The organism is Streptomyces sp. RLA123 (assembly GCF_056270165.1).
Genome location: NZ_JBWDOR010000003.1, coordinates 6,496,639 through 6,521,625, shown reverse-complemented (window position 1 = coordinate 6,521,625; position 24,987 = coordinate 6,496,639). Strand labels below are relative to the sequence as shown.

Annotated in this window: 28 protein-coding genes and 1 riboswitch; of the genes, 6 read left to right on the top strand and 22 right to left on the bottom strand. The window is 72.6% G+C overall.

Translation table 11 applies throughout. The features are described from left to right. Positions 1 to 102: 102 nt before the first annotated feature. From RV983_RS29840 to RV983_RS29800, 9 genes are all read right to left on the bottom strand, one after another. The gene (locus RV983_RS29840; protein WP_475988799.1) at positions 103 to 570 is read right to left on the bottom strand and encodes a PH domain-containing protein; all 468 of its coding nucleotides are present in this window, start codon (positions 568 to 570) and stop codon (positions 103 to 105) included. A gap of 35 nt (positions 571 to 605) precedes the next feature. Then, positions 606 to 1,460 (bottom strand): ATP phosphoribosyltransferase, encoded by an 855-nt coding sequence (gene hisG, locus RV983_RS29835; RefSeq protein WP_475988798.1) that lies wholly within the window; start codon positions 1,458 to 1,460, stop codon positions 606 to 608. A 79-nt stretch (positions 1,461 to 1,539) separates the two neighbouring features. Next, entirely contained in the window at positions 1,540 to 1,812 is a 273-nt protein-coding gene (locus tag RV983_RS29830) for a phosphoribosyl-ATP diphosphatase (protein WP_360914790.1), read from the bottom strand. 33 nt (positions 1,813 to 1,845) lie between these two features. Beyond that, positions 1,846 to 2,331 (bottom strand): 6,7-dimethyl-8-ribityllumazine synthase, encoded by a 486-nt coding sequence (gene ribH / locus RV983_RS29825; protein WP_389256044.1) that lies wholly within the window; start codon positions 2,329 to 2,331, stop codon positions 1,846 to 1,848. 95 nt (positions 2,332 to 2,426) lie between these two features. Then, on the bottom strand, positions 2,427 to 3,716 hold the full coding sequence (locus RV983_RS29820; RefSeq protein WP_475988797.1) for a bifunctional 3,4-dihydroxy-2-butanone-4-phosphate synthase/GTP cyclohydrolase II: 1,290 nt from the start codon (positions 3,714 to 3,716) through the stop codon (positions 2,427 to 2,429). Continuing rightward, complete coding sequence (locus RV983_RS29815; protein WP_475988796.1) at positions 3,713 to 4,369, bottom strand: nicotinamide mononucleotide transporter family protein; 657 nt, start codon at positions 4,367 to 4,369, stop codon at positions 3,713 to 3,715. The genes RV983_RS29820 and RV983_RS29815 overlap by 4 nt, the downstream gene beginning before the upstream one ends. Next, positions 4,366 to 4,983, bottom strand: coding sequence for a riboflavin synthase (locus RV983_RS29810; protein ID WP_475988795.1), 618 nt, complete (start codon positions 4,981 to 4,983; stop codon positions 4,366 to 4,368). The genes RV983_RS29815 and RV983_RS29810 overlap by 4 nt, the downstream gene beginning before the upstream one ends. After that, positions 4,984 to 6,075, bottom strand: a complete 1,092-nt coding sequence (ribD, locus tag RV983_RS29805) for a bifunctional diaminohydroxyphosphoribosylaminopyrimidine deaminase/5-amino-6-(5-phosphoribosylamino)uracil reductase RibD (RefSeq protein ID WP_475988794.1) — start codon at positions 6,073 to 6,075, stop codon at positions 4,984 to 4,986. Positions 6,076 to 6,246: 171 nt separating this feature from the next. Continuing rightward, a riboswitch (FMN riboswitch) is annotated at positions 6,247 to 6,377 on the bottom strand. Between the two features lie 350 nt (positions 6,378 to 6,727). Further along, positions 6,728 to 7,936, bottom strand: a complete 1,209-nt coding sequence (locus tag RV983_RS29800; RefSeq protein WP_475988793.1) for an ROK family transcriptional regulator — start codon at positions 7,934 to 7,936, stop codon at positions 6,728 to 6,730. A gap of 128 nt (positions 7,937 to 8,064) precedes the next feature. Here RV983_RS29800 and RV983_RS29795 point away from each other — a divergent pair, with 128 nt between their 5' ends. Then, positions 8,065 to 9,282 (top strand): MFS transporter, encoded by a 1,218-nt coding sequence (locus tag RV983_RS29795; protein ID WP_475988792.1) that lies wholly within the window; start codon positions 8,065 to 8,067, stop codon positions 9,280 to 9,282. 10 nt (positions 9,283 to 9,292) lie between these two features. Further along, on the top strand, positions 9,293 to 9,913 hold the full coding sequence (locus RV983_RS29790) for a GNAT family N-acetyltransferase (protein WP_475988791.1): 621 nt from the start codon (positions 9,293 to 9,295) through the stop codon (positions 9,911 to 9,913). Here RV983_RS29790 and RV983_RS29785 read toward each other — a convergent pair. Beyond that, complete coding sequence (locus tag RV983_RS29785; RefSeq protein ID WP_475988790.1) at positions 9,856 to 10,386, bottom strand: ferredoxin family protein; 531 nt, start codon at positions 10,384 to 10,386, stop codon at positions 9,856 to 9,858. The genes RV983_RS29790 and RV983_RS29785 overlap by 58 nt on opposite strands. 391 nt (positions 10,387 to 10,777) lie before the next feature. Further along, positions 10,778 to 11,620, bottom strand: a complete 843-nt coding sequence (locus RV983_RS29780) for a helix-turn-helix transcriptional regulator (RefSeq protein ID WP_475990502.1) — start codon at positions 11,618 to 11,620, stop codon at positions 10,778 to 10,780. Positions 11,621 to 11,770: 150 nt separating this feature from the next. On the opposite strand from RV983_RS29780, the gene RV983_RS29775 reads away from it, so the two are divergent. After that, on the top strand, positions 11,771 to 12,634 hold the full coding sequence (locus RV983_RS29775) for an NAD-dependent epimerase/dehydratase family protein (RefSeq protein WP_475988789.1): 864 nt from the start codon (positions 11,771 to 11,773) through the stop codon (positions 12,632 to 12,634). Positions 12,635 to 12,704: 70 nt separating this feature from the next. Next, the gene (locus RV983_RS29770) at positions 12,705 to 13,394 is read left to right on the top strand and encodes a DUF5995 family protein (RefSeq protein WP_475988788.1); all 690 of its coding nucleotides are present in this window, start codon (positions 12,705 to 12,707) and stop codon (positions 13,392 to 13,394) included. Positions 13,395 to 13,406: 12 nt separating this feature from the next. On the opposite strand, the gene RV983_RS29765 is transcribed toward RV983_RS29770, so the two are convergent. The 5 genes from RV983_RS29765 to RV983_RS29745 all read right to left on the bottom strand — a co-directional run bounded on the left by RV983_RS29765 (position 13,407) and on the right by RV983_RS29745 (position 18,715). Further along, a complete protein-coding gene (locus tag RV983_RS29765) occupies positions 13,407 to 15,113 on the bottom strand; it encodes a flavin monoamine oxidase family protein (RefSeq protein ID WP_475988787.1) in 1,707 nt (568 codons plus the stop codon). Between the two features lie 50 nt (positions 15,114 to 15,163). Further along, a complete protein-coding gene (locus RV983_RS29760) occupies positions 15,164 to 15,964 on the bottom strand; it encodes a carbon-nitrogen hydrolase family protein (RefSeq protein ID WP_475988786.1) in 801 nt (266 codons plus the stop codon). A 158-nt stretch (positions 15,965 to 16,122) separates the two neighbouring features. Beyond that, positions 16,123 to 16,578, bottom strand: a complete 456-nt coding sequence (locus tag RV983_RS29755; RefSeq protein ID WP_475988785.1) for an Lrp/AsnC family transcriptional regulator — start codon at positions 16,576 to 16,578, stop codon at positions 16,123 to 16,125. A 219-nt stretch (positions 16,579 to 16,797) separates the two neighbouring features. Beyond that, positions 16,798 to 18,246, bottom strand: a complete 1,449-nt coding sequence (locus RV983_RS29750) for a GuaB1 family IMP dehydrogenase-related protein (protein WP_475990501.1) — start codon at positions 18,244 to 18,246, stop codon at positions 16,798 to 16,800. Between the two features lie 163 nt (positions 18,247 to 18,409). After that, positions 18,410 to 18,715 carry an ATP-binding protein gene (locus tag RV983_RS29745; protein WP_475988784.1) on the bottom strand — a complete coding sequence of 102 codons (306 nt, stop codon included), beginning with the start codon at positions 18,713 to 18,715 and terminating at the stop codon, positions 18,410 to 18,412. Here RV983_RS29745 and RV983_RS29740 point away from each other — a divergent pair. Beyond that, positions 18,702 to 18,887 (top strand): hypothetical protein, encoded by a 186-nt coding sequence (locus RV983_RS29740; RefSeq protein WP_475988783.1) that lies wholly within the window; start codon positions 18,702 to 18,704, stop codon positions 18,885 to 18,887. The two genes, RV983_RS29745 and RV983_RS29740, sit on opposite strands and share 14 nt — an antisense overlap. 12 nt (positions 18,888 to 18,899) lie before the next feature. On the opposite strand, the gene RV983_RS29735 is transcribed toward RV983_RS29740, so the two are convergent. From RV983_RS29735 to def, 6 genes are all read right to left on the bottom strand, one after another. Beyond that, entirely contained in the window at positions 18,900 to 19,934 is a 1,035-nt protein-coding gene (locus RV983_RS29735) for a sugar-binding transcriptional regulator (protein ID WP_475988782.1), read from the bottom strand. Positions 19,935 to 20,000: 66 nt separating this feature from the next. After that, entirely contained in the window at positions 20,001 to 20,666 is a 666-nt protein-coding gene (rpe, locus tag RV983_RS29730) for a ribulose-phosphate 3-epimerase (RefSeq protein WP_475988781.1), read from the bottom strand. Between the two features lie 325 nt (positions 20,667 to 20,991). Further along, the gene (locus RV983_RS29725) at positions 20,992 to 21,066 is read right to left on the bottom strand and encodes a 50S ribosomal protein bL37 (protein WP_372460710.1); all 75 of its coding nucleotides are present in this window, start codon (positions 21,064 to 21,066) and stop codon (positions 20,992 to 20,994) included. Positions 21,067 to 21,146: 80 nt separating this feature from the next. Then, complete coding sequence (locus RV983_RS29720) at positions 21,147 to 22,640, bottom strand: RsmB/NOP family class I SAM-dependent RNA methyltransferase (protein WP_475988780.1); 1,494 nt, start codon at positions 22,638 to 22,640, stop codon at positions 21,147 to 21,149. A gap of 76 nt (positions 22,641 to 22,716) precedes the next feature. Next, positions 22,717 to 23,649: a methionyl-tRNA formyltransferase gene (gene fmt, locus RV983_RS29715; protein WP_475988779.1), complete on the bottom strand. Its 933-nt coding sequence runs from the start codon at positions 23,647 to 23,649 to the stop codon at positions 22,717 to 22,719. A gap of 32 nt (positions 23,650 to 23,681) precedes the next feature. Next, a complete protein-coding gene (def, locus tag RV983_RS29710) occupies positions 23,682 to 24,227 on the bottom strand; it encodes a peptide deformylase (protein ID WP_475988778.1) in 546 nt (181 codons plus the stop codon). A gap of 189 nt (positions 24,228 to 24,416) precedes the next feature. Here def and RV983_RS29705 point away from each other — a divergent pair, with 189 nt between their 5' ends. Further along, positions 24,417 to 24,941, top strand: a complete 525-nt coding sequence (locus RV983_RS29705) for a hypothetical protein (protein WP_475988777.1) — start codon at positions 24,417 to 24,419, stop codon at positions 24,939 to 24,941. Positions 24,942 to 24,987: the final 46 nt, after the last annotated feature.

The window sequence follows — 24,987 nt, the reverse complement described above, 5'->3', positions numbered from 1 at the left end:
GCGCAGGTACTACCGGACGATCCGTCCATCGTGGCTTGGGTGTCACTCCTCGGGTCGTTGCGAGATTCCAGAGTAATGAAGAAACGGGGCGAGGCGGCAGGTCTACTGTCCCGCGGTCCTGCCCGAGCCGTGGACCTCGGCCAGCGCGCGCAGTCCCCGCGCGTCGCGGAGCGCGCCGGCGCGGCCGATGCCGGGCTGAATGCCCATGGCGGCCAGGCTCGTTCCGTCGGCCAGATCGAGGTAGACCCAGGGATCGCCGGGGCGCAGATTCACCCGGATCACCTGCGCCCATTCCAGGCGGCGCTTGGTGGTGAGATTGACCACGGTGACGCCGTCCCGGTCGGCGACGACCTTCGGACGGCTGAGCAGCACGAGCACCGCGGTGATGAGCGCACCGGTGAGGACCATCCAGACACGGTCCGAGGTGTGCCAGGGCCGGGCCCCGTCGGAGGGCAGCAGGACGGCGATCGCGACGAAGGCCGCGAGCAGCCCGGCACCCAGGGTCAGCAGCACCGCGCGCGTGCGCGTGGGCCGGAAGGTGACGGGCAGCGCGGGGAGGTCCGTGGACACGGCGGCAGCGGCCGGCGGGGCGGGATGGGCGGGGTTCACAGGCGGCAGGCGTGGATGCCGGTGGTGAGGATCGCCCGGGCACCCAGGTCGTAGAGCTCGTCCATGATCCGCTGGGCGTCCTTGCTGGGGACCATGGCGCGCACGGCGACCCACCCCTCGTGGTGCAGCGGGGAGACGGTGGGCGACTCCAGACCGGGCGTCAGGGCGATGGCCCGCTCGACGTGCTCGACCCGGATGTCGTAGTCCATCATCACGTAGCGCCGGGCTACCAGGACGCCCTGGAGGCGGCGCAGGAACTGCTGGACCTTCGGCTCGGCCGTCGCGTCGGTCTCCCCCGTGCGGCGGATGACGACGGCCTCGGAGTCCAGGATCGGCTCGCCGACGACCTCAAGGCCGGCGTTGCGCAGCGACGTGCCGGTCTCCACGACGTCGGCGATGACCTGCGCGACACCGAGCTGGATGGCGGTCTCGACCGCGCCTTCCAGGCGGACGACGGAGGCGTCGACCGAGTGGTCGGCCAGGTGCCGCTGAACGACCGTCGGATAGGACGTGGCGATCGTCAGGCCCCCGAACTCCTTCACGTCCGTCACCGTGCCCGGCACGGTGGCGTAGCGGAAGGTGGAACGGGCGAAGCCGAGCTGGAGGATCTCCTCGGCGTTGGCGGCGGAGTCCAGCAGCAGGTCGCGGCCCGTGATGCCGATGTCCAGGCGGCCGGATCCGACGTAGACCGCGATGTCGCGCGGGCGCAGGTAGAAGAACTCGACGTCGTTCTCGCCGTCGACGAGGACGAGTTCCTTGGTGTCCTTGCGCTGGCGGTAGCCGGCCTCATGCAGCATCGCCGACGCAGGTCCGGACAGTGAACCCTTGTTGGGGACGGCGATGCGCAGCATGAGCGAGTTCCTTTGCAGCTCGGCGTAGGGCAGGGAAAGGAAGGGACTGAGCGGGAGCGGACGCGTAGGGTGGCGCTGCTCACAGATGAGCGTATACGTCGTCCAGGGCGATGCCCCGGGCGACCATCATCACCTGCAGGTGGTACAGCAGCTGGGAGATCTCCTCCGCGGTGCGGTCGGCGCCCTCGTACTCGGCGGCCATCCACACCTCGGCGGCCTCCTCGACCACCTTCTTGCCGATCGCATGCACGCCCTTGCCCACCAGTTCGGCGGTGCGGGACGTGCTCGGGTCGCCGGTGGCGGCCTTCTGCTGGAGCTCGGTGAAGAGCTCCTCGAATGTCTTCTTGGCCATGGTGGTCCCACCCTACGCGGAAGAGCCCCTACCTCACCGCCACGGCTCGGACACCGAACGCAGGATGGTCGCGGTGGCGACCGCGGCGGTGACCGCCTCGTGCCCCTTGTCCTCGTTGGAACCGGGCAGTCCCGCCCGGTCCAGCGCCTGTTCCTCGGTGTCGCACGTCAGCACGCCGAAGCCGATGGGCACGCCCGTGTCGACCGAGACCTGTGTCAGCCCCTGGGTGACGCCCTGGCAGACGTACTCGAAGTGCGGGGTGCCGCCGCGGATCACGACGCCGAGCGCGACGATCGCGTCGTAGCCGCGGTCGGCCATCGCCTTCGCGGCGACCGGCAGTTCGAAACTGCCGGGTACCCGCAGCAGGGTGGGCTCGTCGATGCCCAGGTCGCTCAGCGCGCGCACGGCGCCGTCGACCAGCCCGTCCATCACCTGCTCGTGCCACTGGGCCGCGATGACGGCCACACGCAGGTCTCCGCAGTTCTTCACGGACAGTTCGGGGGCGCCCTTACCGCTCACGTGCTTCTTCTCCTTGCTCGTTACTCATGGGTTTTCGGTGGTGCTGTGTTGCCGGTGTTGCCGGTGGTGCTGAGCGCCGCCGTACCGGGACAGGACTACTGGTTGTGGTAGGCGGTGCTCGAGGCCGGGTCGAGCCACGGCAGGTCGTGGCCCATCCGGTCCCGCTTGGTGCGCAGGTAGCGCAGGTTGTGCTCGCCGGCCGCAATCGGCATGGCCACCCGTTCGGTGACCTTCAGGCCATGGCGCGTCAGCGCCTCGGTCTTGTCGGGGTTGTTGGTCATCAGGCGCAGGGAGACCACGCCGAGGTCGGCGAGCATCTCGGCGGCGGCGCCGTAGTCGCGGGCGTCGGCGGGCAGGCCGAGCTCCAGGTTGGCGTCGAGGGTGTCGCGTCCGCGCTCCTGGAGTTCGTACGCGCGCAGCTTGGACAGCAGTCCGATGCCCCGGCCCTCGTGGCCACGGAGGTAGACCACGACGCCGCGCCCCTCGGACGCCACTCGTTCGAGTGAGCCCTGGAGCTGCGGACCGCAGTCACACCGCTGGGAGTTGAACACGTCGCCGGTCAGGCACTCGGAGTGGACGCGGGTCAGCACGTCCTCCCCGTCGCCGATGTCGCCCGCCACGAGCGCGATGTGCTCGATGCCGTCGGCGGTGTTGCGGTAGCCGTAGACCCGGAAGTCACCGTAGGCGGTGGGCAGCCGGGTCTCCGCCTCGCGGCGGACGGTGGGCTCGGCGGAGCGGCGGTGGTCGATGAGGTCCTCGATCGAGATGATGGCAAGACCGTGCTTGCGGGCGAACGTCATCAGGTCGGGAAGACGGGCCATGGTGCCGTCCTCGTTGGCGATCTCCACGATCGCGGCGGCGGGGCGCAGACCGGCCAGCCGGGCCAGGTCCACACCGGCCTCGGTGTGGCCGTTGCGGGTGAGCACACCGCCGGCCCGGGCGCGCAGCGGGAAGACATGGCCGGGCCGGACGAAGTCGCCGGGCGCGGTGCCCTCGGTGGCGAGCAGCCGGATCGTGGTCGCGCGGTCGGCGGCCGAGATGCCGGTGGTGACGCCGTGGGCGCCGCTCGCGTCGACGGAGACGGTGAAGGCGGTCTTCATGGACTCGGTGTTGGACGCCACCATCTGCGGCAGCTCCAGGCGGTCCAGGTCGGTCTCCTCCATCGGCACGCAGATCAGTCCGCGGCACTCGGACATCATGAAGGCGATGATCTCGGGCGTGGCCTTCTCGGCCGCGATGACGAGGTCGCCCTCGTTCTCGCGGTCCTCGTCGTCGACGACGACGACCGGGCGGCCGGCCGCGATGTCGGCGATGGCGCGCTCGACGGAGTCGAGGACGATCGGCTCGTCCTTCACCTCGTACAGGCTGTGCAGTGCGGTGCTCATGCTGCTGCCGCTCCTTCCAGGGCGGGCGCCTTGGGGCGCGGGACGCGGGTCTGCTGCCACCAGGCGTGCATGCCGGCGATCACCAGGACGAAGTAGAGGACATAGACGAAGGCGGAGAACTTCAGGCCGCTGTTCCAGGCCAGCGGGACGCCGACGACGTCGACCGCGAGCCAGGCGAACCAGAACTCCACCCAGCCGCGGGCCATCGCGACCGTCGCGGCGACGGTGCCGACGAAGATGTACGCGTCGGGCCAGGGATTCCAGGACAGCGAGGGGTAGAGGGTGAACAGCCCCACGACCGCGAACAGGCCGGCCACGGTTCCGCCGGCGAGCAGGCCCCGCTCCCGCCAGGTAGCGAAGCGGATCGCGATCCCGCCGGAGCCGCGGGCACCGCGCCGCCACTGGGCCCAGCCCCAGACTGCGACGCCGATCACCAGGAGCTGCTTGCCGACGCCGCCGGTGAGGTGCGCGGACCAGTTGGCCGCCACCAGAACGACGCCTGACAGCAGCTGGACGGGCCACGCCCACACCGATCGCCGCCAGCCGAACGCGAGCCCGGCCAGGCCGAGGCCGTTGCCCACCACGTCGGTCCACAGGAACTGCTGGCCGAACGCGGAGAACGCGGACCCGTTCAGGGCGTCGAGGGCACTCACTCCGCCGCCGCCCTCGGTGTCGTGACACGGTCCCCGTACAGCCGCTCGACGTACTTGGCGATGACGTCGACTTCGAGGTTCACCGGGTCGCCGGACTGCTTGAAGCCCAGCGTGGTGAGACCGAGGGTGGTGGGGATGAGGCTGACCGTGAAGAAGTCGGTGCCGGCCTCGACGACGGTCAGGCTGATGCCGTCGACGGTGATGGAGCCCTTCTCGACCACGTAACGGGACAGTTCCGCGGGCAGCGAGATCCGGACGATCTCCCAGTGCTCGGCGGGGATGCGCTCCACGATCGCGCCGGTGCCGTCCACGTGGCCCTGGACGAGGTGGCCGCCGAGGCGGCCGCCGAGGGCCATGGGACGCTCCAGGTTGACCTTGCCGCCGGCGTTCAGCGCTCCGAGACTGGACCGCTTGAGCGTCTCGGCCATCACGTCGGCGGTGAACTCGCCCTCGCCGGTCTCGACGACGGTGAGGCACACGCCGTTGACCGCGATGGAGTCGCCGTGCTTGGCGCCCTCGGTGACGAGCGGGCCGCGCAGGCGGAAACGGGAGGCGTCGCCCAGGTCTTCGATGGCGACGACGTCGCCCAGCTCTTCGACGATTCCGGTGAACACTCAGTTCTCCTCAATTCGGCTCGGGTATGCGGTAATACGCAGGTCGGGGCCGATGTGTTCGGTCTCGGCGACGTCGAGCCGCAACGCCTGCGAGATGGTCGTGATTCCCGCGTCGCCCAGAGCGGCCGCTCCGGCGCCGAGCAGGACGGGCGCGAGGTAGCCCACGACCTTGTCGATCGCCCCCGCGGCGAGGAACGCGCCGGCCATCGTGGGGCCGCCCTCGAGGAGTACGGAGCGGACGCCGCGGCCGTACAGCTCGCCGAGCAGCGCGTGCACCGCGACGCCGTTGCCGGTGCGCGGGAGCCGCGCGATGTCGACACCGGGCAGGTGCTCGGTGTCGGCGTCCTCGGCGACGGCGACCAGGGTCGGGGCGGCGTCGTCCAGCACGCGGGCGCCGGGCCGGATCTTGGCGTTGGTGTCGACCACGACGCGCAGCGGCTGCGTGAAGGATCCCGCGACGCCGCGTACGGCCAGATGGGGGTCATCGGCACGCAGGGTGCCGGAACCGACGACGACGGCGTCGGACCCGGCGCGCAGCCGGTGCACGTCGGCACGGGAGGCCGCGGAGCTGATCCAGCGGCTCGTGCCGTCGGCGGCGGCGATCCGGCCGTCGAGGGTGCTCGCGTACTTCCACATCACGAAGGGGCGCCGTTCACGGGCGGCGGTGAGCCAGACCTCGTTGCCCCGGGCGGCCTCGGCGGCCAGCAGGCCGCTCTCCACGTCGACCCCGGCGGCGGTCAGGGTGACACCGCCGCCGGTGGCCGCGGGGGTGGGGTCTCCGACGGCGTAGACGACGCGGGAGACCCCGGCGGCGATGAGCGCCTGGGCGCAGGGGCCGGTGCGGCCGGTGTGGTTGCACGGTTCCAGGGTGACGACGGCGGTGCCTCCGCGGGCGGCTTCCCCGGCGGCGCGGAGTGCGTGGACCTCCGCGTGCGGGCCTCCGGCCTGCTGGTGCCAGCCTTCTCCCACCACCTGTCCGGCGGCGTCGAGGATCACGGCGCCGACGACGGGGTTGGGGCTGGTGGAGCCCAGGCCGCGGGCGGCGAGCTCGATGGCCCGGCGCATCGCGTCGACTTCACCTGGTGTGGCCACCGGGTCCTCCTGCCTCTTCGGGCACGGACTCCGGGGCTGCGCGGGAATCAGAGCGGACGTACGGTTCCGGGAAACGCCGGAGTCGGAGGGGTGGCCGCGCCAGTCCGTATCGTCGTATCCGGGGATACGTACTCGCGCTGCCGCCGACGGCGGCGTACCGGTTCCTGCCCGCCGCGCACTGCCTCCCATCCGGACTTTAACCGTCGGTCCAGGAATCTCACCTGGTCAACCGGCCGCTGGATGCGGACGGGTCGCGGACTGTAACCGCCGGTTCGGATTTTCACCGACCCCGGAGTGCGCTGAACGTCACTGGTACTGCACTCAGTCTGCCACGGACGATCGATGCATATGCAATGGCTTGCTGTGGGGTCTCTCACACGCCGGTGACCCGCGCCCATTGACGCCACTGGTCTAGTCCTTTTAGTCTGCCGCCAACGCCCTTGCCGGGCAGGCCCTTTCGGAGGCCCGACGTGCCCCCACGCACCCGAGCCGCCACGGTCCGGCACCAGGGCGATCCCGACCGGACACGCCAACTCCGCCCCGACCGCGGGAACCCCGGCCCACGACGGGCCGTGTCCCCGCGGACCGCCGACACCTCCCCCCACAAACGCCCGGCGGCGGAAGGGCGTCTCCCCCGCCGTCGGGCCGGACGTCAGACGTCCGGCGTGAACAACGCGTCCTGCGCGGCGTCCATCGCCGACAGCAGGGCGCCGCGGAGCACGGCACTGCCCGTGACCGTCCCCGCCCGCACCTCCGTGGGCAGTGGGGACATGCGCGCGAGCCGCTCGGCGACCCGGGCGGCCAGGTCCCCGGCCCCGGCCCGGCCGACCTCACCGCCCAGTACGACGCAGCCGGGGTCGAGCACCGCGCAGACCGCCGCCACTCCCATCGCCACCCGGTCCGCCAGCGCGTCGAGGAACAGCTCGCCCCGCTCGCCGCCCTCCCTGGCCCTCGCGACCGCCGCCTCCGCCGCCGGCGCGTCGTCCTCGGTCCCCGGGACCGGCAGTCCGTGCGCGCGGGCCAGGGCGCAGACGGCCGCGCTCCCCGCGAGCGAGTGGAAACCGCCCCCGCACCCGCTCGCCGTGGGCAGTTGGAGGGTCCCCGGTACCGGCAGGAAGCCGATCTCCCCCGTGCCGCCCGAGGCGCCCCGGCGCAGTATCCCGCCCAGCACCACCGCGGCACCGACGCCATGGCCGAGCCACAGCAGCACGAACGTCTCGCGATCGCGCACCGAGCCGAGACGCTGCTCGGCGACGGCGGCGAGATTGACCTCGTTCTCCAGCAGGACCGGCGCGTCGATCCGCTGACGCAATTCGGCCACCAGGGCGGAGTGCCAGGCCGGCAACTGGCCGGTGGCGCGCAGTTCGCCGGTGGCCGGGTCGACCAGGCCGGGTGCACCGACCGCGATCGTGTGCAGCGCCGTGGCACCCGCTCGCCGCGCGGTGCGCTCCAGCAGGGCGACCGAGCGGGTGACCGTCCGATGGGGGTCGCCCAGCGGGTCGACGGGCAGCACGGCGCTGCCGATCGTGACGCCCAGCAGGTCGGCGACCTCGATGGCGACGCTGTGCGTGCGCACGTCGAACGCGGCCAGATGGGCCCGGTCGGCCACGATGCCGTACAACCGCGCGTTGGGGCCGCGCCGGTCGGCGCCGGTCTCCCCGACGACCGTCACCAGGCCCGCCTCCTGCAGTCGTTCGACGAGGTCGGCGACGCTCGGGCGGGACAGCCCCGTGAGTTCCTTCAACTGGGACGCGGTCAACGGACCCTGGCCCTGGAGCAGTTCGAGCGCCAGCCGGTCGTTGATCGCGCGGGCCGTACGGGGGGACGCGGTACGGCCGACAGGCGGGCGAAGGGCACTCATGACGGGGATCCTTCCAGAAGCCCGGGCCCGTGGGCCGGGAGCGGCTGCATTCCGGCTATCTTTCAGGAAGCCTGCCTGTTAATTTACAGAAGCGACACTACGGGGCGGCACACTGGGAGGGATCACACATGGCGACGACCACGACGAGGAAGACCGAGCCGCGGCTGCGACGCGCCCATCTGGCCGTCGCCGCCATCTTCGCCGTGCACGGCGCGGTCACCGGAAGCTTCGCCACCCGCATCCCCTGGATCCAGGAGCACGCCGGCCTCAGCGCGGGACAGCTCGGGTTCGCCCTCGTCTTCGCCGCCCTCGGCGCCTCCGCGGCCATGCCGCTCGCGGCGCGCATCGCCCACGTGCTCGGCATGCGCGCCGCGCTGCGCGTCCTGGTCGGCCTGTGGTGCGCCTCGCTGGCGCTGCCCGCCCTCTCCCCCGGGCTGCCCTGGCTGTGCGGGGCGATGCTGCTCTACGGGGCGTCGGCGGGCATGGCGGACGTCGTCATGAACGCGCAGGGCGTCGAGGTCGAGGAACGCCTCGGCCGGTCGATCATGTCCGGGCTGCACGGAATGTGGAGCGCCGGCGCGCTGCTCGGCTCCCTGGTCGGCGTCGCCGCGGCCCATGCGGCACTCGACGCGCGCATCCACCTCGCGACCGCCGCCGCCGTACTCGTCGTGATCGGGCTGCTGGTCTGCGGCGGCGTCCTGGACCTGCGACCCGCCCAGCACGACGAGGCCCCCGCCCGCTTCGCGCTGCCGCCGCGCTCCGCCCTGGTCATCGGCGCGATCGGCTTCTGCGCGGTCTTCGCCGAGGGCGCCAGCATGGACTGGAGCGCGGTCTACCTGCGCGACATCACCGACGCCTCCCCCGGTGTCGCCGCCGCCTCCTACACCGCCTTCGCCTGCACCATGGCCGTCTCCCGCCTCCTCGGCGACCTCGTCGTACGCCGCTTCGGGCCGGTCCGCACGGTCCGCGTCGGCGGCGTCCTGGCCACCGCGGGCGGCGTCCTGGTGGCCACCGCCGCCAACCAGATCGCGGCCATCGCCGGCTTCGCCCTCCTCGGCGTCGGCATCGCCGTCGTCGTGCCGCTCTGCTTCGCCGCGGCCGGGCGCAGCGGGCCCAACCCGAGCCAGGCCATCGCGGGCGTCGCCACCGTCACCTACACCTCAGGACTCGTCGCGCCCGCCGCCATCGGATCCATCGCGCAGGCCAGCTCCCTCCAGGCCTCCTTCGGCCTGGTCACCCTGCTGGCCGCCGGGCTCACCCTCGGCGCGGGCGTGCTGCGCTCGGCCGGCACGTCGGCGGCCCAACCCGCCGACGCACCCGTCGCGGCGGCCGCGCCCCATGTCTAGCCTGCACCGCATGCGGATCTTCCTGGAGACGGAGCGGCTGCGCCTGCGCCACTTCACCGACAGCGACGCGGACGCCGGCCACCTCATCGGGCTCGACAGCGACCCCGAGGTCATGCGCTACCTCGGGCGCCCCACCCCCGCCGACGTCATCCGGCACGACGTGCTCCCGCGCTTCGCGCGCTCCCAGGTCTGGGCCGCGGAGGAGCGGCCCACCGGGCACTTCATCGGCTGGTTCGCCCTCACCCCGCGCGACGGCGGCCCCGCGGACGACCTCGAACTCGGCTACCGGCTGCGGCGCACCGCATGGGGCCGCGGCTACGCCACGGAGGGCGCCCGCGCGCTCGTCGCCAAGGCGTTCACGGACATGGGAGCGCGCCGCGTGTACGCGGAGACGATGTTCGTCAACGCCCGCTCCCGGCGCGTGATGGAGAATGTTGGACTCTCCTTGGTCCGGGTCTTTCACGAGCAGTGGGAAGCGCCGCTGCCGGGCGCCGAACACGGCGAGGTCGAATACGCCCTCCTGCGCTCCGACTGGGCCTCCCCCTGGACGAGTTGCTCCGAATGCCGGCGCGGTTACAGCCTGGGCAGAGTCTCAGTGGGACCCGGAGAGCGGCGTTCTTCGAGCCAGTAGAGGTAGAGCCGCAGATCGGTTTCGAGTTCGCCGTCGAGGTAGGCGAGGAGGTCGTTCAGTCCTGTGGCCGCCTCTTGGATGTGCTCATCAGTGTGGGCTGACCAGGCGGTCCTGAGATCGGTGGCCCATTCGTGCAGGCGGGCTCGTTCGTGCCACCAGGTGCGAACGGTGCCGGCAGTCCAGTGCTGGTCTCCGTCCCAGCCGTAGCCCCTGAAGGGATCGTTCCACGCGGCGAAGAGCAGGCGATCGACCTCGACAGCGTTCTTGGGCTGGCGGTAGACGAACTCCTGACCCGTCGCATCGTCGTAGAGGACGTGGCTGGGTGCCGCCATCCGCCCGGTCCAGCAGGTGTCGGTGTCGGCGCCGTAGAACGGTCCGGGTACGTTAAGCCAGTTGCGTTCCACCCAACGGCCCGTCAGGTACGTCTCGGAGTGCGGCAGTGCCAGCACCAGGTTGGGCACCGCTTCGGGCACTGGAGTGTTGGCAGCAGTCCGTGCCACGGGTGCGGCTGTATCTGGTCTGCACCCCGACCGGGATGCCGATCAGCTGGCCAATCCGAAGATCGGCCGCCGCGATCTGGCACAACAACCACACGAGCGCACCAGTCACCCTCTCGCTGACCGCATACGGCCTTTGATCACTTCGGCCGGGGGAGGGTGGGTGTTCTGGACACTGGAGCATATGTGGGTGCACCACCCCAGTGCGCAGATCAAGGCCCTGAGGCACCGAAATGTGCTGTCCAGAATGGCCAGCCCCGGAGGCCCCGAACCCGACCCCCGGACACGCGTCGGGGCGCCCAGACCGCGCCGGGCACACGGGCGGGAGGGCGGGGAAAAAACCCGGCTCCGCGAAGCGCAGCGCCCCTCAGCCGACCGCCAGATCCTGGAGGCCCACGACCTTCAGCAGCCGCAACCGCTCGTACGACTCCGTCCCCGGCCGCGCGGTGTACAGGATGAGCCGCTGATCGCGCTCCGCACTGACCAGCACCTCGCAGTCCAGTTCCAGCGTGCCCACGACCGGGTGCCGGAACCGCTTGGTCGCGGAGCGCCGGACGGCGACCTCGTGGGTGGCCCACAGGGAGGCGAACTCCGTGCTCGCGGAGTGGAGTTCCGCGACCAGGGCGGCCGCGGCCGCGTCGTGGGGGCGGGCGGCGAGAACGGCGCGGAGGTGGGCGACATGGGCCCGTCCGAGGTCGTGGTGGTCCTCGTGCGGGAAGAGTTCACGCGCCCCGGGGTCGGTGAAGAAGCGCCGGACGACGTTGCGTTGCGCCGGCGGCCGGGCGGAGACGTCGCCCACGAGGGCGGCGGCCATGACGTTCTGGGCGAGCACGTCGCCGAGGTCGCCGACCACTTGCGCGGGCGTGTCGTCGAGGCGGTCCAGGACGAGCAGGAGTCCGGGCCGGACGTGACCGGAGCCGTGTGCGCCGCGGGGCGGTTCCTCGCCGCCGAGGTGGAAGAGGTGGTCCCGCTCGTCGTCGGACAGCCGCAGCGCCCGGGCGAGGGCGCCGAGGATCTGCCGGGAGGGCCGGGGTCCGCGGCTCTGTTCCAGCCGTGTGTAGTAGTCGGCGGACATGCCTGCCAGTTGGGCGACCTCCTCCCGGCGCAGTCCCGGCGTGCGGCGCCGTGTACCGGCCGACAGGCCCACGTCGGAGGGGGCCAGGCGGGCGCGGCGGCGGCGCAGGAAGTCGGCGAGTCCTGCGCGGTCCAGGCCGAGGGTGAGGTCGGGGTGCGGGTCCACGGTTCCAGCATCGCTCCCGGACGCGGCCGTATCCAGGGAGTGCCGGTCCCCGGATCAGGAGGTCTCTCCCCTCCCGGTACGGGGCGGCGCAGGCTGGACCCGTCGCGAGAGGAGACGACGATGCTGACATTGGTGACGGGCGCCACGGGACGGGTGGGCAGCCGTCTCGTGCCGAGGCTGCTGCAATGGCGGCGCCCGGGTGACGAGGTACGGGTGCTGGTGCGGGACGCCGAGCGCGGCGAACCGTTCGCACGGCGGGGAGCGCAGGTGGTGACGGGCGACCTGCGGGACGAGGGGGACGTGCGGAAGGCGCTGGCGGGGGCGGACGCCGTGCTGCACCTGGCCGCCGTGTTCCGTGGCGACGCCGGGGACGGGGCGTGGGCGGTCAACCGGGACGCGACCTTGGCGCTGGCCCGGCTGGCGGCCGGGTCCGGGGCGGTGCGCTTCGTGCACGTCGGCACGAATCTGGTGTACGGGCCCGGCCGGGGCCGCCCGTCGCATGAGGACGACGAGCCGCAGCCGGGCGGCTCGATCCCGGGCGCGTACCCGCAGTCGAAGGCGGAGGCCGAGCGGGGTCTGCTGGAGCTGCACGGCACGGTGGGCCTGGACGTGCGGATCGGACGTCTGGCGTTCGTGTATGGCGACGGCGATCCGCATCTGGCCGAGTCGCTGCGCTGGGCGGCCGGCTGGGCAGCGCACCAGCGGCTGCACATGGTGCACCACGCCGACGTCGCGCAGGGCCTGCTGCGGCTGCTGCGCACGCCTGGCATCGGCGGCCGGGTCTACAACATCGCCGACGACGCCCCGGTGACGGCGGTGGAGCTGCACTGGCTGAACGGCCTTGAGCCCCCGGCGGATATGGCGGAGCGGGCGCTGCCCGACCCGTGGGGCGGGGTGATGTCGACGGTGCGCGTCCGGGACGAGCTGGGGTTCCGTCCGCAGTATCCGTCGGTGTGGACGGCGCGCGACGCGGGCGTGCTCTGACTCACCCGATCCGGGGACGTGGCGGCCGCCGCTCCCCGCGTGCCGCGCGACCTGCTGCGACGCTGGGCTCATGACGACGGCACAGTGGACCGCGCCCGCGGGCGTGGAGCAGATGGTGGCGCGGATGCGGGCGCTGGGCGCGTCGCTGCCGCCGGGTGACGGGGTGGCGGTGTTCAACCGTGTCTATCTGTCGGTCACCGAGGAGCTGGTCCGGCGGCTGGCCGCGGGCGCGTTCGGCGACCCGCCGGCCGCCGCCGAGCTGGGCGGCCGTTTCGCCGGCCGGTACCTGACGGCGGTCGACGGCGGCCTGGACGGGCGCTCGGTTCCGGCCTGCTGGCGGCCCTTGCTCCTGCTGCGCGGGCACCCGGGTGTGCGTCCGGTCCAGTTCGCGCTCGCGGGCATCAACGCCCATGTGGGGCACGATCTCGCACTGTCGGTGGTGGACACCTGCGTGGCGCTGGAGCGCGAGCCCGCCTCGTTGGAGGCGGATTTCGACCGGGTCGGGGATCTGCTGACAGCGGTCGAGGAGCGGGTCCGCGAGGAGCTGATGCCGGGCCCCGACCTGCTGGACCTCGCCGATCCGCTGACCCATCTGGCCGGGTCCTGGAGTCTGGACCGCGCGCGGGACGCGGCGTGGGCCGCGTCCCGCGTGCTGTGGTCGCTGCGTGGACTGCCGGAGGTGTACGAGGAGTTCACCGACAAGCTCGACGCGGGCGTCGGGCTCGTCGGACGCTTTCTGCTCACCCCGCTGGCCCGTTGAGCGCGGCCGGGCTCAGTCCTCGTCGAGCATGACCGGCGCGAGCTCGTCGTAGCGGTCGCCGGGGCCCGGGTTGGTCTCGTCGGTGGCGCCGCCGAGCTGGTGCATGACGCCCCACACCGCGTTCAGCGCGGTCTGCACGGCGCCTTCGGCCCAGCCCGCCGTCCAGGAGATGTCGTCGCCGGCGAGGAAGATGCCGCGCTTGTCCTCGGGCAGGGTGTCCTGCACGAAGTGGGTGAACAGGCGCCGCTGGTAGCGGTAGTGGCCGGGCAGGTTGGCCTTGAACGCGCCCATGAAGTAGGGCTCGTTCTCCCAGGAGACGGTCACCGGGTTGCCGATGATGTGCCGGCGGATGTCGACCTTCGGGTAGATCTCGCGGAGCGACTTGAGCATGACCTCCATCCGCTCGGACGCGCTCAGCGGCAGCCACTTGAGGCTGTCGTCGCACCAGGTGTACGACAGGCAGATCACGGCCGGCTGGTCGGGGCCGTTGTCCAGCAGGTAGGTGCCGCGGGTCATCCGGTCGGTGAGCGTCATGCTCATCACGTCGCGCCCGGTCTCCTCGTCCTTGTCCAGCCAGAAGGGCCGGTCGACGGGGACGAACAGCTTGCTGGACTCCATGTAGTGCGTGCGCTCGATCGCCGTCCAGTGGTCGATCGGGAAGAGCGAGTCATCACAGTCGATCTTGCTGAGCAGCATCCAGCTCTGCGCGGTGAAGATCGCCGCCTGGTAGGTGCGGATGGCGCCGTCTGCGTCCGTGACCGTGATGCGGTTGCCGGCGGTGCGGTGCAGCCGGGTGACTGCTGGGCGCGGGGCGCCGCCGTGCAGCGACTTCAGCGAGGTGCCGTACGGCCAGTGCACGATCTTCTCCGGCTCACGCTCCCACAGCCGCACCGGGAGCTGCTGGCTGCCGCCGACGATGCCGCGGTGGTGGTCGTCGGCCTCGGTGTAGACGACGCGCAGGATCTCCAGGATGGAGTTGGGGAAGTCGGTGTCCCAGCCGCCGGTACCGAAGCCGACCTGGCCGAAGATCTCGCGGTGGCGGAAGGACTTGAAGGCCTCTGAGTCGCAGAGGAAGCCGTAGAAGGTCTGGTTGTCGAGCCTCTCGACCAGCTTCGACCAGATCTCGCGGATGCGCGGGACGTCGCGCTCGCGCATGGCGCGGTTCATGTCGGTGAAGTCCGCGCCCTCCTCCAGGCAGGCGTTCCAGGCGTGCGCGACGTCGCGGTAGACCTGCGGCAGGTCGTCGACGGTCTCCGCGTAGTGCGACTCGCCCTTGAGGTCGACGACGGTCGACGGGGTCTCGGGCGCGAGCGGGTTGGGGAACGGCGTGGTCTCCAGGTCCACGAGGTCGATGTAGTGCTGGAGCGCCGTGGACGACGGCGGGAAGCGCATCGCGCCCATCTCCGCGGTCAGGTTCTCGTCGCAGCCCTCGAAGCCGACGGTGCGCAGCCGGCCGCCGATCGCGTCGGCCTCGTAGACGACGGGCTTGAGGCCCATCTTCATCAGCTCGTACGCCGCGACGATGCCGGACAGGCCGCCGCCGATGACCGCGACCTCGGTGCCGTGGGCGGTCGCCGGTATGGAGCCCAGGCCGGCCGGGTTCGCCAGGAAGTCGTCGTACGCGAAGGGGAAGTCGGGGCCGAACATGGTGATGGGCGGGGCCGAGGGCACCTCGGGGTGCTGCTCGTCGTGGACCGCGGTGGGCACCGTGGACGTCATGGGGTGACTCTCCTGGCAAGTGGAACGGGGGCGGGGCGGCGGGGCGGGGTTCAGCCCAGCGAGCGGTACAGCTCGGGGCGGCGGTCGGCGAGGTAGGGCGTCTCCTCGCGGACGGCGCGCAGGACGGCGGGGTCGGCGTCGGCGACGACCAGTTCCTCCCCGGCGCCGGCCCGGGCGCGCACCGCGCCGTCGGGACCGGCGAGGCAGCTGAGCCCGGCGAAGTCGAACTCGCCCTCGGGCCCGCAGCGGTTGGCGTAGGCCACGTGCAGCTGGCTCTCGTAGGCACGGGCCGGCACGAGGGTCTGGGCGACGAACTCGTACGGCCGCATGAGGGCGGTCGGCACGGCGAGCAGGTCGGTGCCGGCCAGGGCGTGGGCCCGCACGTTCTCCGGGAACTCGACGTCGTAGCAGATCAGGATGCCGATCCGGGACCCGTCGAGTTCGGCCTGGACGACGGCCTCGTCGCCGGGGGTGAACCAGGTGCGCTCGAAGTCACCGAAGAGATGCGTCTTGCGGTAGTTGGCCAGGCGTGCGCCGTCCGGGCCGATCAGCTGGGCGGCGTTGAAGACATCGTCGCCGTCGCGCTCGGGGTACCCGTAGACGATGCCCAGGCCGTGCCCGGCAGCGATGCGCGCGATGCGGGCGGCCGTGGGGCCGTCGGCGGCCTCGGCGAGGGACGGGATCGCCTCGCCGATGGCGTAGCCGGTCGCGAACATCTCGGAGGTGACGAGCAGGCGGGCCCCCGCGGCGGCGGCCCGGCGCGCGGCCGCGTCGAGCGCGGCCACACTGTCGTCGACGGATGAGGGGACGCCGCTCGGGCCTTGGTACAGCGCGGTGCGCAGCGGCGCCATGGAGCCTCTTTCGCCTGGTGGGGTGCCAGTTCTGGGTCTTACTCGACCGTACGATTCCGCCCACCGCGGCGACAAGACGCGTCCGTTGCGCACCAACCGTCGAAACGTTGCGCTCTTGTGCGTCTTTCCGGCGATTCGTTGCGTGGGGACCTGCCGGGCTAGGCCGGCGAGCCCGAGGTGTAGCGCCGCAGCAGCGGCGAGAGCACCAGGACCGACTTGGTGCGCTCCACAAAGGGCTCGCCCGCGATCCGCTCCAGGACGCGTTCGAAGTGGCGCACATCGGAGGCGTAGATCTGCACGACGGCGTCCGCCTCGCCGGTGACGGTCGAGGCGGAGGCCACCTCCGGGTAGCGCGACAGGCCGCGCCGGATGTCCTCCGGCGAGGTGTTGTGGCGGCAGTAGAGCTCGACGAAGGCCTCGGTCTCCCAGCCCAGCGCCGAGGGCTCGACCCGGACGGTGAATCCGGTGATGGCGCCCTCGGCCAGCAGACGGTCCACCCGGCGCTTGACGGCGGGGGCGGAGAGGCCGACCACGCTGCCGATGTCGGTGTACGAGCGGCGGGCGTCCTCGGCGAGGGCGTGGACGATGCGTTCGTCGAGTTCGTTCAGGCGCACGGGGGGTGGGTCACTTCTCTTCGCGAGCGAGCTGGGAACGGCGCATGCCGTACCGGGAACAGAGTACGAGCCCGATCGCCCGCCACCGCGGAGCGCCCCGGGCACGCTCCGCGCGGCTCGATCACCGCGCCCGGTCGTGCCGCGGAGCGGCGTCCCCATGCGCCGCTCCCCGCTCCCCCCGCGCACCGGGGCGAGGGGGGAGCGGGGCAGCGGAGCCGGTCACTGCCAGCTGGCGTGCAGGGGCTTGCCCTCGGCGTAGCCGGCCGCGCTCTGGATGCCGACGACGGCCTTCTCGGCGAACTCGGCGAGGCCGGCGGCGCCCGCGTAGGTGCAGGAGCTGCGGACGCCCGCGATGATCGAGTCGATCAGGTCCTCGACACCGGGGCGGACCGGGTCGAGAAACATCCGCGAGGTGGAGATGCCCTCCTCGAACAGCGCCTTGCGGGCCCGGTCGTACGCGGAGTCCTCGCTGGTCCGGTTGGCCACGGCGCGGGCAGAGGCCATGCCGAAGCTCTCCTTGTAGAACCGCCCGTCGGCGGTCTGCTGGAGGTCCCCCGGCGACTCGTAGGTGCCTGCGAACCAGGACCCCACCATGACATTGGACGCGCCGGCGGCCAGCGCCATGGCCACGTCGCGCGGGTGGCGCACTCCCCCGTCGGCCCAGACGTGCTTGCCGTGCTTCGCGGCCTCGGCGGCACACTCCAGCACCGCGGAGAACTGCGGGCGGCCCACACCGGTCATCATGCGGGTGGTGCACATGGCACCGGGGCCCACGCCGACCTTGACGATGTCGGCACCGGCCTCGATCAGATCGCGCACGCCCTCGGCGGAGACCACGTTGCCGGCCACGACCGGCACCTGCGGGTCGAGCGCCCGGACGGCCCTGACGGCCTGGAGCATCGTCTCCTGGTGGCCGTGCGCGGTGTCCACGACAAGGGTGTCGACACCCGCGTCGAGCAGCAGCTTGGCCCTGCCCGCCACGTCACCGTTGATGCCGACGGCGGCCGCGACGCGCAGTCTGCCCTGCGCGTCGGTGGCGGGCGTGTAGAGGGTGGCGCGCAGGGCGCCCTTGCGGGTGATGACACCTTCGAGCCTTCCGTCCGCGCCGACGGCGGGGGCCAGCTTGCGGTTGGCCTCCTCCAGGCGGTTGAAGGCCTCGCGCGGGTCGATGTCCGCGGGCAGCAGCAGGAGGTCCTTGGACATGACCACGGACACCTGGGTGAAGCGGTCGACGCCCGTCAGGTCGTGCTCGGTGACGACGCCGACCGGGCGGCCGTCCTCCACGACGACGGCGGCGCCGTGCGCGCGCTTGGGCAGCAGGGCCAGCGCGTCGGCGACGGTGGCGTGCCGTCCCAGGGAGATGGGCGTGTCGAGCACGAGGTGGCGCTGCTTGACCCAGCCGATCACCTCGGTGACCACGTCGATCGGGATGTCCTGCGGAATGACGACGAGACCCCCGCGGCGGGCGACGGTCTCGGCCATGCGGCGGCCGGCGATGGCGGTCATGTTGGCGACCACCAAGGGGATGGTGGTGCCGGTGCCGTCGGGAGCGGAGAGGTCGACGCCCTGGCGGGAACCCACCGCGGAGCGGCTGGGGACCATGAACACGTCGTCGTACGTCAGGTCGTACGGAGGCTTTACATCATTGAGGAAACGCACGTACTTGATTTTTGCATGGCCTGGGCGCTCGCGGCCACGGACGAAAGTCCGGTGCTCAGGAGGGTTATTTGGATGTTCCTCCAAAACACGGGGCCGGCGGGCGCCGTGGGACCACCGGGACGGGCCGGGTTGGCCGCGCGGAAGGGCCCGCGCCGCGCGGCCCTTCGCGGGCTCAGTGCGTCCCGTCGTGCCGTTCCCGGCTGGCGGAGAGCGGGAGTTCCTGCTCCACCCACACGAGCTTGCCCTCCGGCGCCAGCCGGGTCCCCCAGCGGCGGCCCAGCCGGGCGACGAGGCTGAGGCCGCGACCGCCCTCGCCGCTGACACCGGCACGGCGGATACGCGGGACGTTGTTGTCGCGGTCGCCGACCTCCACGGCCAGGACCTGGGGGCGGATCAGGCGCGGCCGGACCGGACCGGGCGTGTGGACCGCCGCGTTGGTGACCAGTTCGCTGACGATCATCTGCGTGGTCTCCGCCACGCTCTCCAGGCCCGAGGTGGTCAGTTGCCGCGCCGTGGCGAGCCGGGCCGGCGCACTGCGCGAAGCGCTGCGCGATCCGGGCACCACGGCTTTGACGGCGGGCGAACGCTCACTGCTGACCGAGTGGCTCGACTGCATGGCGGACGCTCCCGAGAACCTGCCGGGGGCGTGAACCGCCGGGCGTCTACAGGCCGGCGGGGTCGGCGCGGTCCAGCGCCGGGCGGGGCAAGGACGCGGTGGACTCCAGCAGGTAGTCGGCCGCCGACGTGTCGGTGACGATGCTGGTGACCAGACCGGAGCGGAGGACCGCGTCCACGGCGAGCGCCTTGCGCCGCCCGCCGGCGATCGCCAGCACCTCGGGGATGCGGCGCAGCCGGTCCGCCTCGATGGTGATGCAGCGTTCCCCGAGGTCGCGTCCGACGAGGCGGCCCTCGGTGTCGAAGAGGTGCGAGGACATCTCGGCGGCCACGCCCAGCGACGCGTAGTGCTCGCGCTCGGCGTCGGTGAGTGCGTCGTGCACCGTGGAGATGCCGGCCGCCCACGACCCGATGGAGACGACGGCCACGGTGACCTTGTCGAAGTAGCTCATGGCGGCCGCGATGCCGCTCTGGGCACGCAGGGCGGCGGCGGTGGCCGGGTCGGCCAGCACCATGGGGGCGTACATGGGGTGGGCCTCGCCCCCGGAGACGGCCGCGGCGGTGCGCACCGCCTCGACGGACCCGCGGTCGGCGGTGCCCGCGTCGTACACGCCGGTCAGCTGGACGACCGTGCAGGGCGGGAGCCGGTCGAGGGCGTTGGCCATGGTGATGATGGAGCGGCCCCAGGCGAGGCCGAGCACGTCGCCCTCGCTGACCAGTTCACCGAGCAGCTGCGCGGCGACCGCGCCCAGGTTCTCCGGGTCGGGGCCGTCGGTCTCGTCGGCGGGGGATTCGACGACGACCGCGTGCCGCAGGCCGTAACGGGCGCGCAGGGCGTCGGAGCGCTCGGCGTCGAGCTCGGCGGGGACCCTGATCTCGATGCGCACCAGATCGCGTTCGAGGGCGGTCTCCAGGACACGGGCCACCTTGAAACGGCTCACGCCGAACTCCTCGGCGATCTGGATCTTGGACTTCCCCTCCAAGTAGAAGCGGCGTGCCATCGCGGCCGCCTGGACCATCTCGCCAGGGCCCATGCGCACCCCTGTGCGGCCTGTGGTCACGTTCTCTCCCCAGTTGCCCATCTGATCGGCTCCGCGCTCATCCTCGCACGTACTACCGGGTACTGGAGCACGCCGACCAAGGAGTGGTCAGTGCGCGCAGGCGGCCGCTGCCTGCTTGCGCAGCGCGCGTACGGCCTCGGCCGGATCCTCCGCTCCGTAGACCGCGGAACCGGCGACGAAGACATCGGCGCCGGCCTCCGCGCAGCGCTCGATCGTGGACGCGGACACGCCGCCGTCCACCTGGAGCCACAGCTCCAGGCCGTGCCGGTCGATCAGCTGACGGGTCCGGCGGATCTTGGGGAGCATGATGTCGAGGAAGGCCTGACCGCCGAAACCCGGCTCCACGGTCATGATCAGCAGCATGTCGAGCTCGGGCAGCAGGTCCTCGTAGGGCTCGACCGGGGTGGCGGGCTTGAGCGCCATCGACGCCCGGGCGCCCATGGCGCGGATCTCGCGGGCGAGGCGTACGGGGGCCGCGGCGGCTTCGACATGGAAGGTGACGGAGCCGGCGCCCGCCTCGACGTAGGCCGGAGCCCAGCGGTCCGGGTCCTCGATCATCAGATGGCAGTCGAGCGGGGTCTCCGTCGCCTTGCGCAGCGACTCGACGACCGGCACACCGAGCGTGAGGTTGGGGACGAAGTGATTGTCCATCACGTCGACATGGAGCCAGTCGGCTCCCTCGACCGCACGGGCTTCGTCGGCCAGCCGGGCGAAGTCGGCGGAGAGGATGCTGGGGTTGATCTGCACGGCCATGGTCCCAGTATGGCGGTGGGGGCGCCCCGGCCGCGCACCCGGGCACCGCGCCTGTGGAAAACTCCGGGCCCGTACGGCACGGCGCCTCCGGCGCCGTCGTGGGCTCCCCTCAGGGAACGCTCCGTCACATCACCTCGCCCCGGCGCCGCGTGGGCGGCCACGGCGACACGGAGTGCGGGCCGCGCGGAACGCATGGCCCGCGCGGGCCGGTCGCACGGGCCGGTCGCACGGGCCCGGAACGGCCGTGACCGCCCGCGCGGCGACGCGGGCGGTCACGGCCGGGACGGGACGTCCCCGGTGGGCCGGGCGGCGATGCGCCCGGGCCTCACGTGTTGGGACGCTTGCCGTGGTTGGCGCCCTTCTTCTTCCGGGCGCGCCTCTTGTTTCCGCGCTTCGACATGATGCCCAAACCTCTCATCGAGGACATTTCGACCAGGCCCAGTCTAGAAGCGGGGCACCCGGCGGGCACGTTCCCCGCGCTCAGCCGGTGCGTCGCAGGAGCGCAAGGTACATCGCGTCCGTGCCGTGCAGATGCGGCCACAGCTGGACGTCGGGGCCGTCGCCGAGGTCCGCCACACCGGCCATCAGCGGCCGTGCGTCGACCCACTCGACGGGGACGGCGCCGGGGGCGCCCAGCACGTCCTCGACGACGGCCCGGGTCTCCGCCGGATGCGGCGAGCAGGTGGCGTAGCCGACCACACCGCCGACGCGCACCGCGCGCAGCGCCGACTCCAGCAGCCCGCGCTGCAACGGGGCGAAGCCCGCAAGGTCCTCGGCACGGCGCCGCCAGCGGGCCTCCGGCCTGCGACGGAGAGCCCCCAGGCCCGTGCAGGGCACGTCGACCAGGACGCGGTCGAAGGCCCCCGGCTGCCATGCCGGACGGGTGCCGTCGGCGACGATCACCCCGTAGGGCCCCGGATTTCCTGCCAGGGTGCGGGCGACGAGACGGGCGCGGTGCAACTGCTTCTCCGAGGCCACCAGGGCCGCCCCGCGCTGCGCCGCGAGCGCGGCGAGGAGCGCCGCCTTGCCGCCGGGACCCGCGCAGCCGTCCAGCCACAGCCGGTCCGGGCCGTCCCCGAGCGGCGCCGCGGCCAGGGCGGCGGCGACGAGCTGACTGCCCTCGTCCTGCACCCCGGCCCGGCCCTCGCGGACCGCCTCGACGGCCGCCGGGTCGCCGCCCTCGGCCAGGCGGACGGCGTACGGCGACCAGCGACCGGGCTCGGTGGCGTCCGCGGGGAGCGCGTCGGCCAGCTCCTGGGGCGTGACGCGGCCCGGCCGGGCGACCAGCGTGACCTCCGGGCGCTCGTTGTCCGCCGCGAGCAGTTCCTCCATGCCGGCGCGGCCGCCGCCGAGGGCGTCCCACAGGGCGGAGACGATCCACCGCGGGTGCGAGTGGACGACGGCGAGGTGGTCCTCCGGGTCCTCGTCGTAGGGCGGGGCGACCTCGTCCAGCCACGCGTCCAGATCCCGCGCGGCGATGCGGCGCAGAACGGCGTTGACGAACTTCGACCGCCCGTCGCCCAGCACGACCCGGGCCAGCTCCACCGTCGCGGAGACGGCGGCGTGCGTCGGGATGCGGGTGCCCAGCAGCTGGTGGGCGCCGAGGGAGAGCACGTCCAGCACCGGCGGGTCCACCTCGCGCAGCGGGCGGTCCACACAGGCCGCGATCACGGCGTCGTAGGTGCCCCGGCGGCGCAGCGTTCCGTAGACCAGCTCGGTGGCCAGCGCGGCGTCCCGCCGGTCGAACTCCCTGCCCTTGCGCGCCGCCTCGGCCTCGGCCTCGCGCAACAGCGAGGGGAGGACGAGATTGGCGTACGCGTCGCGCTCGTCGACGGCCCGCAGTGCCTCGAAGGCCAGGATGCGTACGGGGTCGCGCTGCGGCTTGCGGTAGGGCCGGCCGCCTTGTGGCGGCCCGCCCTGCGAGCGGCCCTGGCGGGCGGCGGGCTGGGATCGGCGGCGTGACGGTTCGCTCACGTGAAAGGTGCTCCGGGAAGGTCGGTGGTACGGCGGGGCGTCGTGCCCCGGTTCCGAGCGTACGTGGGACACGCGGTTACGCGCCCAGCCGCTCCCCGGAGGGAACGCGGACGCCGCGCGCCCAGTCGGCGGCTGCCATCGGCTTCTTGCCCTGGGGGCGCACCTCGCCCAGCTCCACGGCGTGGCTGCCGGTGCCGACGAGGACCGCCCGCTTGGTGACCTCCAGCTCGCCGGGCGCGAGGCCGGCGTGCTCGGGGAGGAGGGTCACGGGGCCGATCTTCAGCCGCTCGCCGGCGAAGAGGGTCCAGGCGCCGGGGGCCGGGGTGCAGCCGCGGACCAGGCGGTCCACCCGCAGCGCGGGCGCCTTCCAGTCGATCCGGGCGTCCTCGACGGTGATCTTGGGTGCCGTCGTGATCCCCTCCGCGGGCTGCGGGCGGGCGACCAGCGAACCGTCCTCGATGCCGTCCATGGTGGCCGCCAGCAGCTTCGCCCCGCTGTGGGCGAGCCGGGTGAGCAGGTCGCCGCTGGTGTCCCGGGACCGCACGTCCTCGGTGACGACGCCGTAGACAGGGCCCGAGTCCAGTCCCTCCTCGATGAGGAAGGTGGACGCGCCGGTGACCTCGTCGCCGGCCATCACCGCGTGCTGGACGGGCGCCGCGCCGCGCCAGGCGGGCAGCAGGGAGAAGTGCAGGTTGACCCACCCCCGGGCGGGCACGTCAAGAGCCACGCGGGGCAGCAGGGCGCCGTAGGCGACGACCGGGCAGCAGTCGGGCGCGATCTCGCGCAGCCGCGCCAGGAAGTCCTCGTCCCGGGGCCGCGCGGGCTTGAGCACCTCGATCCCGGCCTCTTCCGCCCGCTGGGCGACCGGGCTGGCGACGAGCTTGCGCCCGCGGCCGGCGACGGCGTCGGGCCGCGTGACGACGGCGGCGACCTCGTGCCGGCCGGAGGCGATCAGGGCGTCGAGAGCGGGAACGGCTACCTCGGGGGTGCCGGCGAAGACGAGCCTCATGCGGGTGCGGTGCCTTTCTACAGAACGCGGCTCTACAGAGCGCGGCCGAAGGTGCTGTGCGGCGAGACGCGGACCTGGGGCTCGGGCTGCCCGGCCCACTCCGCTTCGCGTATCGCCTTCATGGCGGCCTTGCGCTGCTCGGGATCGAGCCGGTCGATGAAGATGATTCCGTCGAGGTGGTCGGTCTCGTGCTGGATGCAGCGCGCCAGCAACTGGGTGCCCTCGAGGGTGATGGGGTCGCCGTACATGGTGAAGCCTCGGGCCACGACGCCGTGCGCGCGCTTGGTGTCGAAGCGCAGTCCGGGCAGCGAGAGGCAGCCCTCGGGGCCGTCCTGCTCCTCATCGCTCAGGCTCAGGTCGGGGTTGACCAGGTGGCCGACCTCGCCGTCGACGTGGTAGGTGAACACCCGCAGCGACACGCCGATCTGAGGGGCCGCCAGGCCGGCGCCGGGGGCGTCGCGCATCGTCTCCTCGAGGTCCTTGACGAGGGTGCGCAGCTCTTTGTCGAACACGGTCACGGGCTGCGCCTTCACGCGCAGCACGGGGTCGCCGAAGATGCGGATCGGCTGGATGGACACGCGGCGGGCTCCGTGGTGGTCGGCGGGTGGGCAACCGCACCAGTCTATGGGCCGACGAGGTGGGGGCGCGCACAGCTTCACGCGCCCCCTGGCAAGCGGGATGCGCCCCTTCTGCGTGACTCCCCGGGCGGCTGGCGCGTTGATGTCAAAGGAGATTGACCGACACGAGCCGGCTCGAGAGGCCAGTTGATGCCCGAACACGCAACTCACGACGCCCAGGCCAGGGCGAGCCTTCACCTGCTGGTGCGGGACATCGAGCGGGTCCGCCGACAGGTCGACGCGCTGCGCACCCTCACCACCCAGTTGGGCAATGTCTATCGCCCCCGGCGCAGCGGCCCGTCCGCCGGATTCGTCGTCTACGGACGGGCGCCCGCCCCCACCGTGCGGCTCGCCCAGGAACTGCGGGACAGCGTCGAGACCCTGGTGACCGCGGCCGTCGAGTTCGACCGCTCCCTGGGATTCTCCTGGGACGCCGTCGGCTCCGCGCTGGGCGTGACCAAGCAGGCCGTGCACCGCCGCTACGGCACCCGGCGTGCGGCCGCAGCGTCGTCGGTGGAGGCGATCGACGAGCCCGACTCCCCCGCACCGACCGTCGCATCGGTCCCCGCACCGACGCTCCCCGCACCGACCATCCCCGCGGCCCGTGCCATGCCCGCCCCCGCGCCCCGCGACGAGGGCATCCCCGGCGTGGTCCCCGCTCCCCGCACCGGCTGACTCCTCGCTCCCCCTGCCCTCACACGCTTTGCCGCCCCGCCGCCCA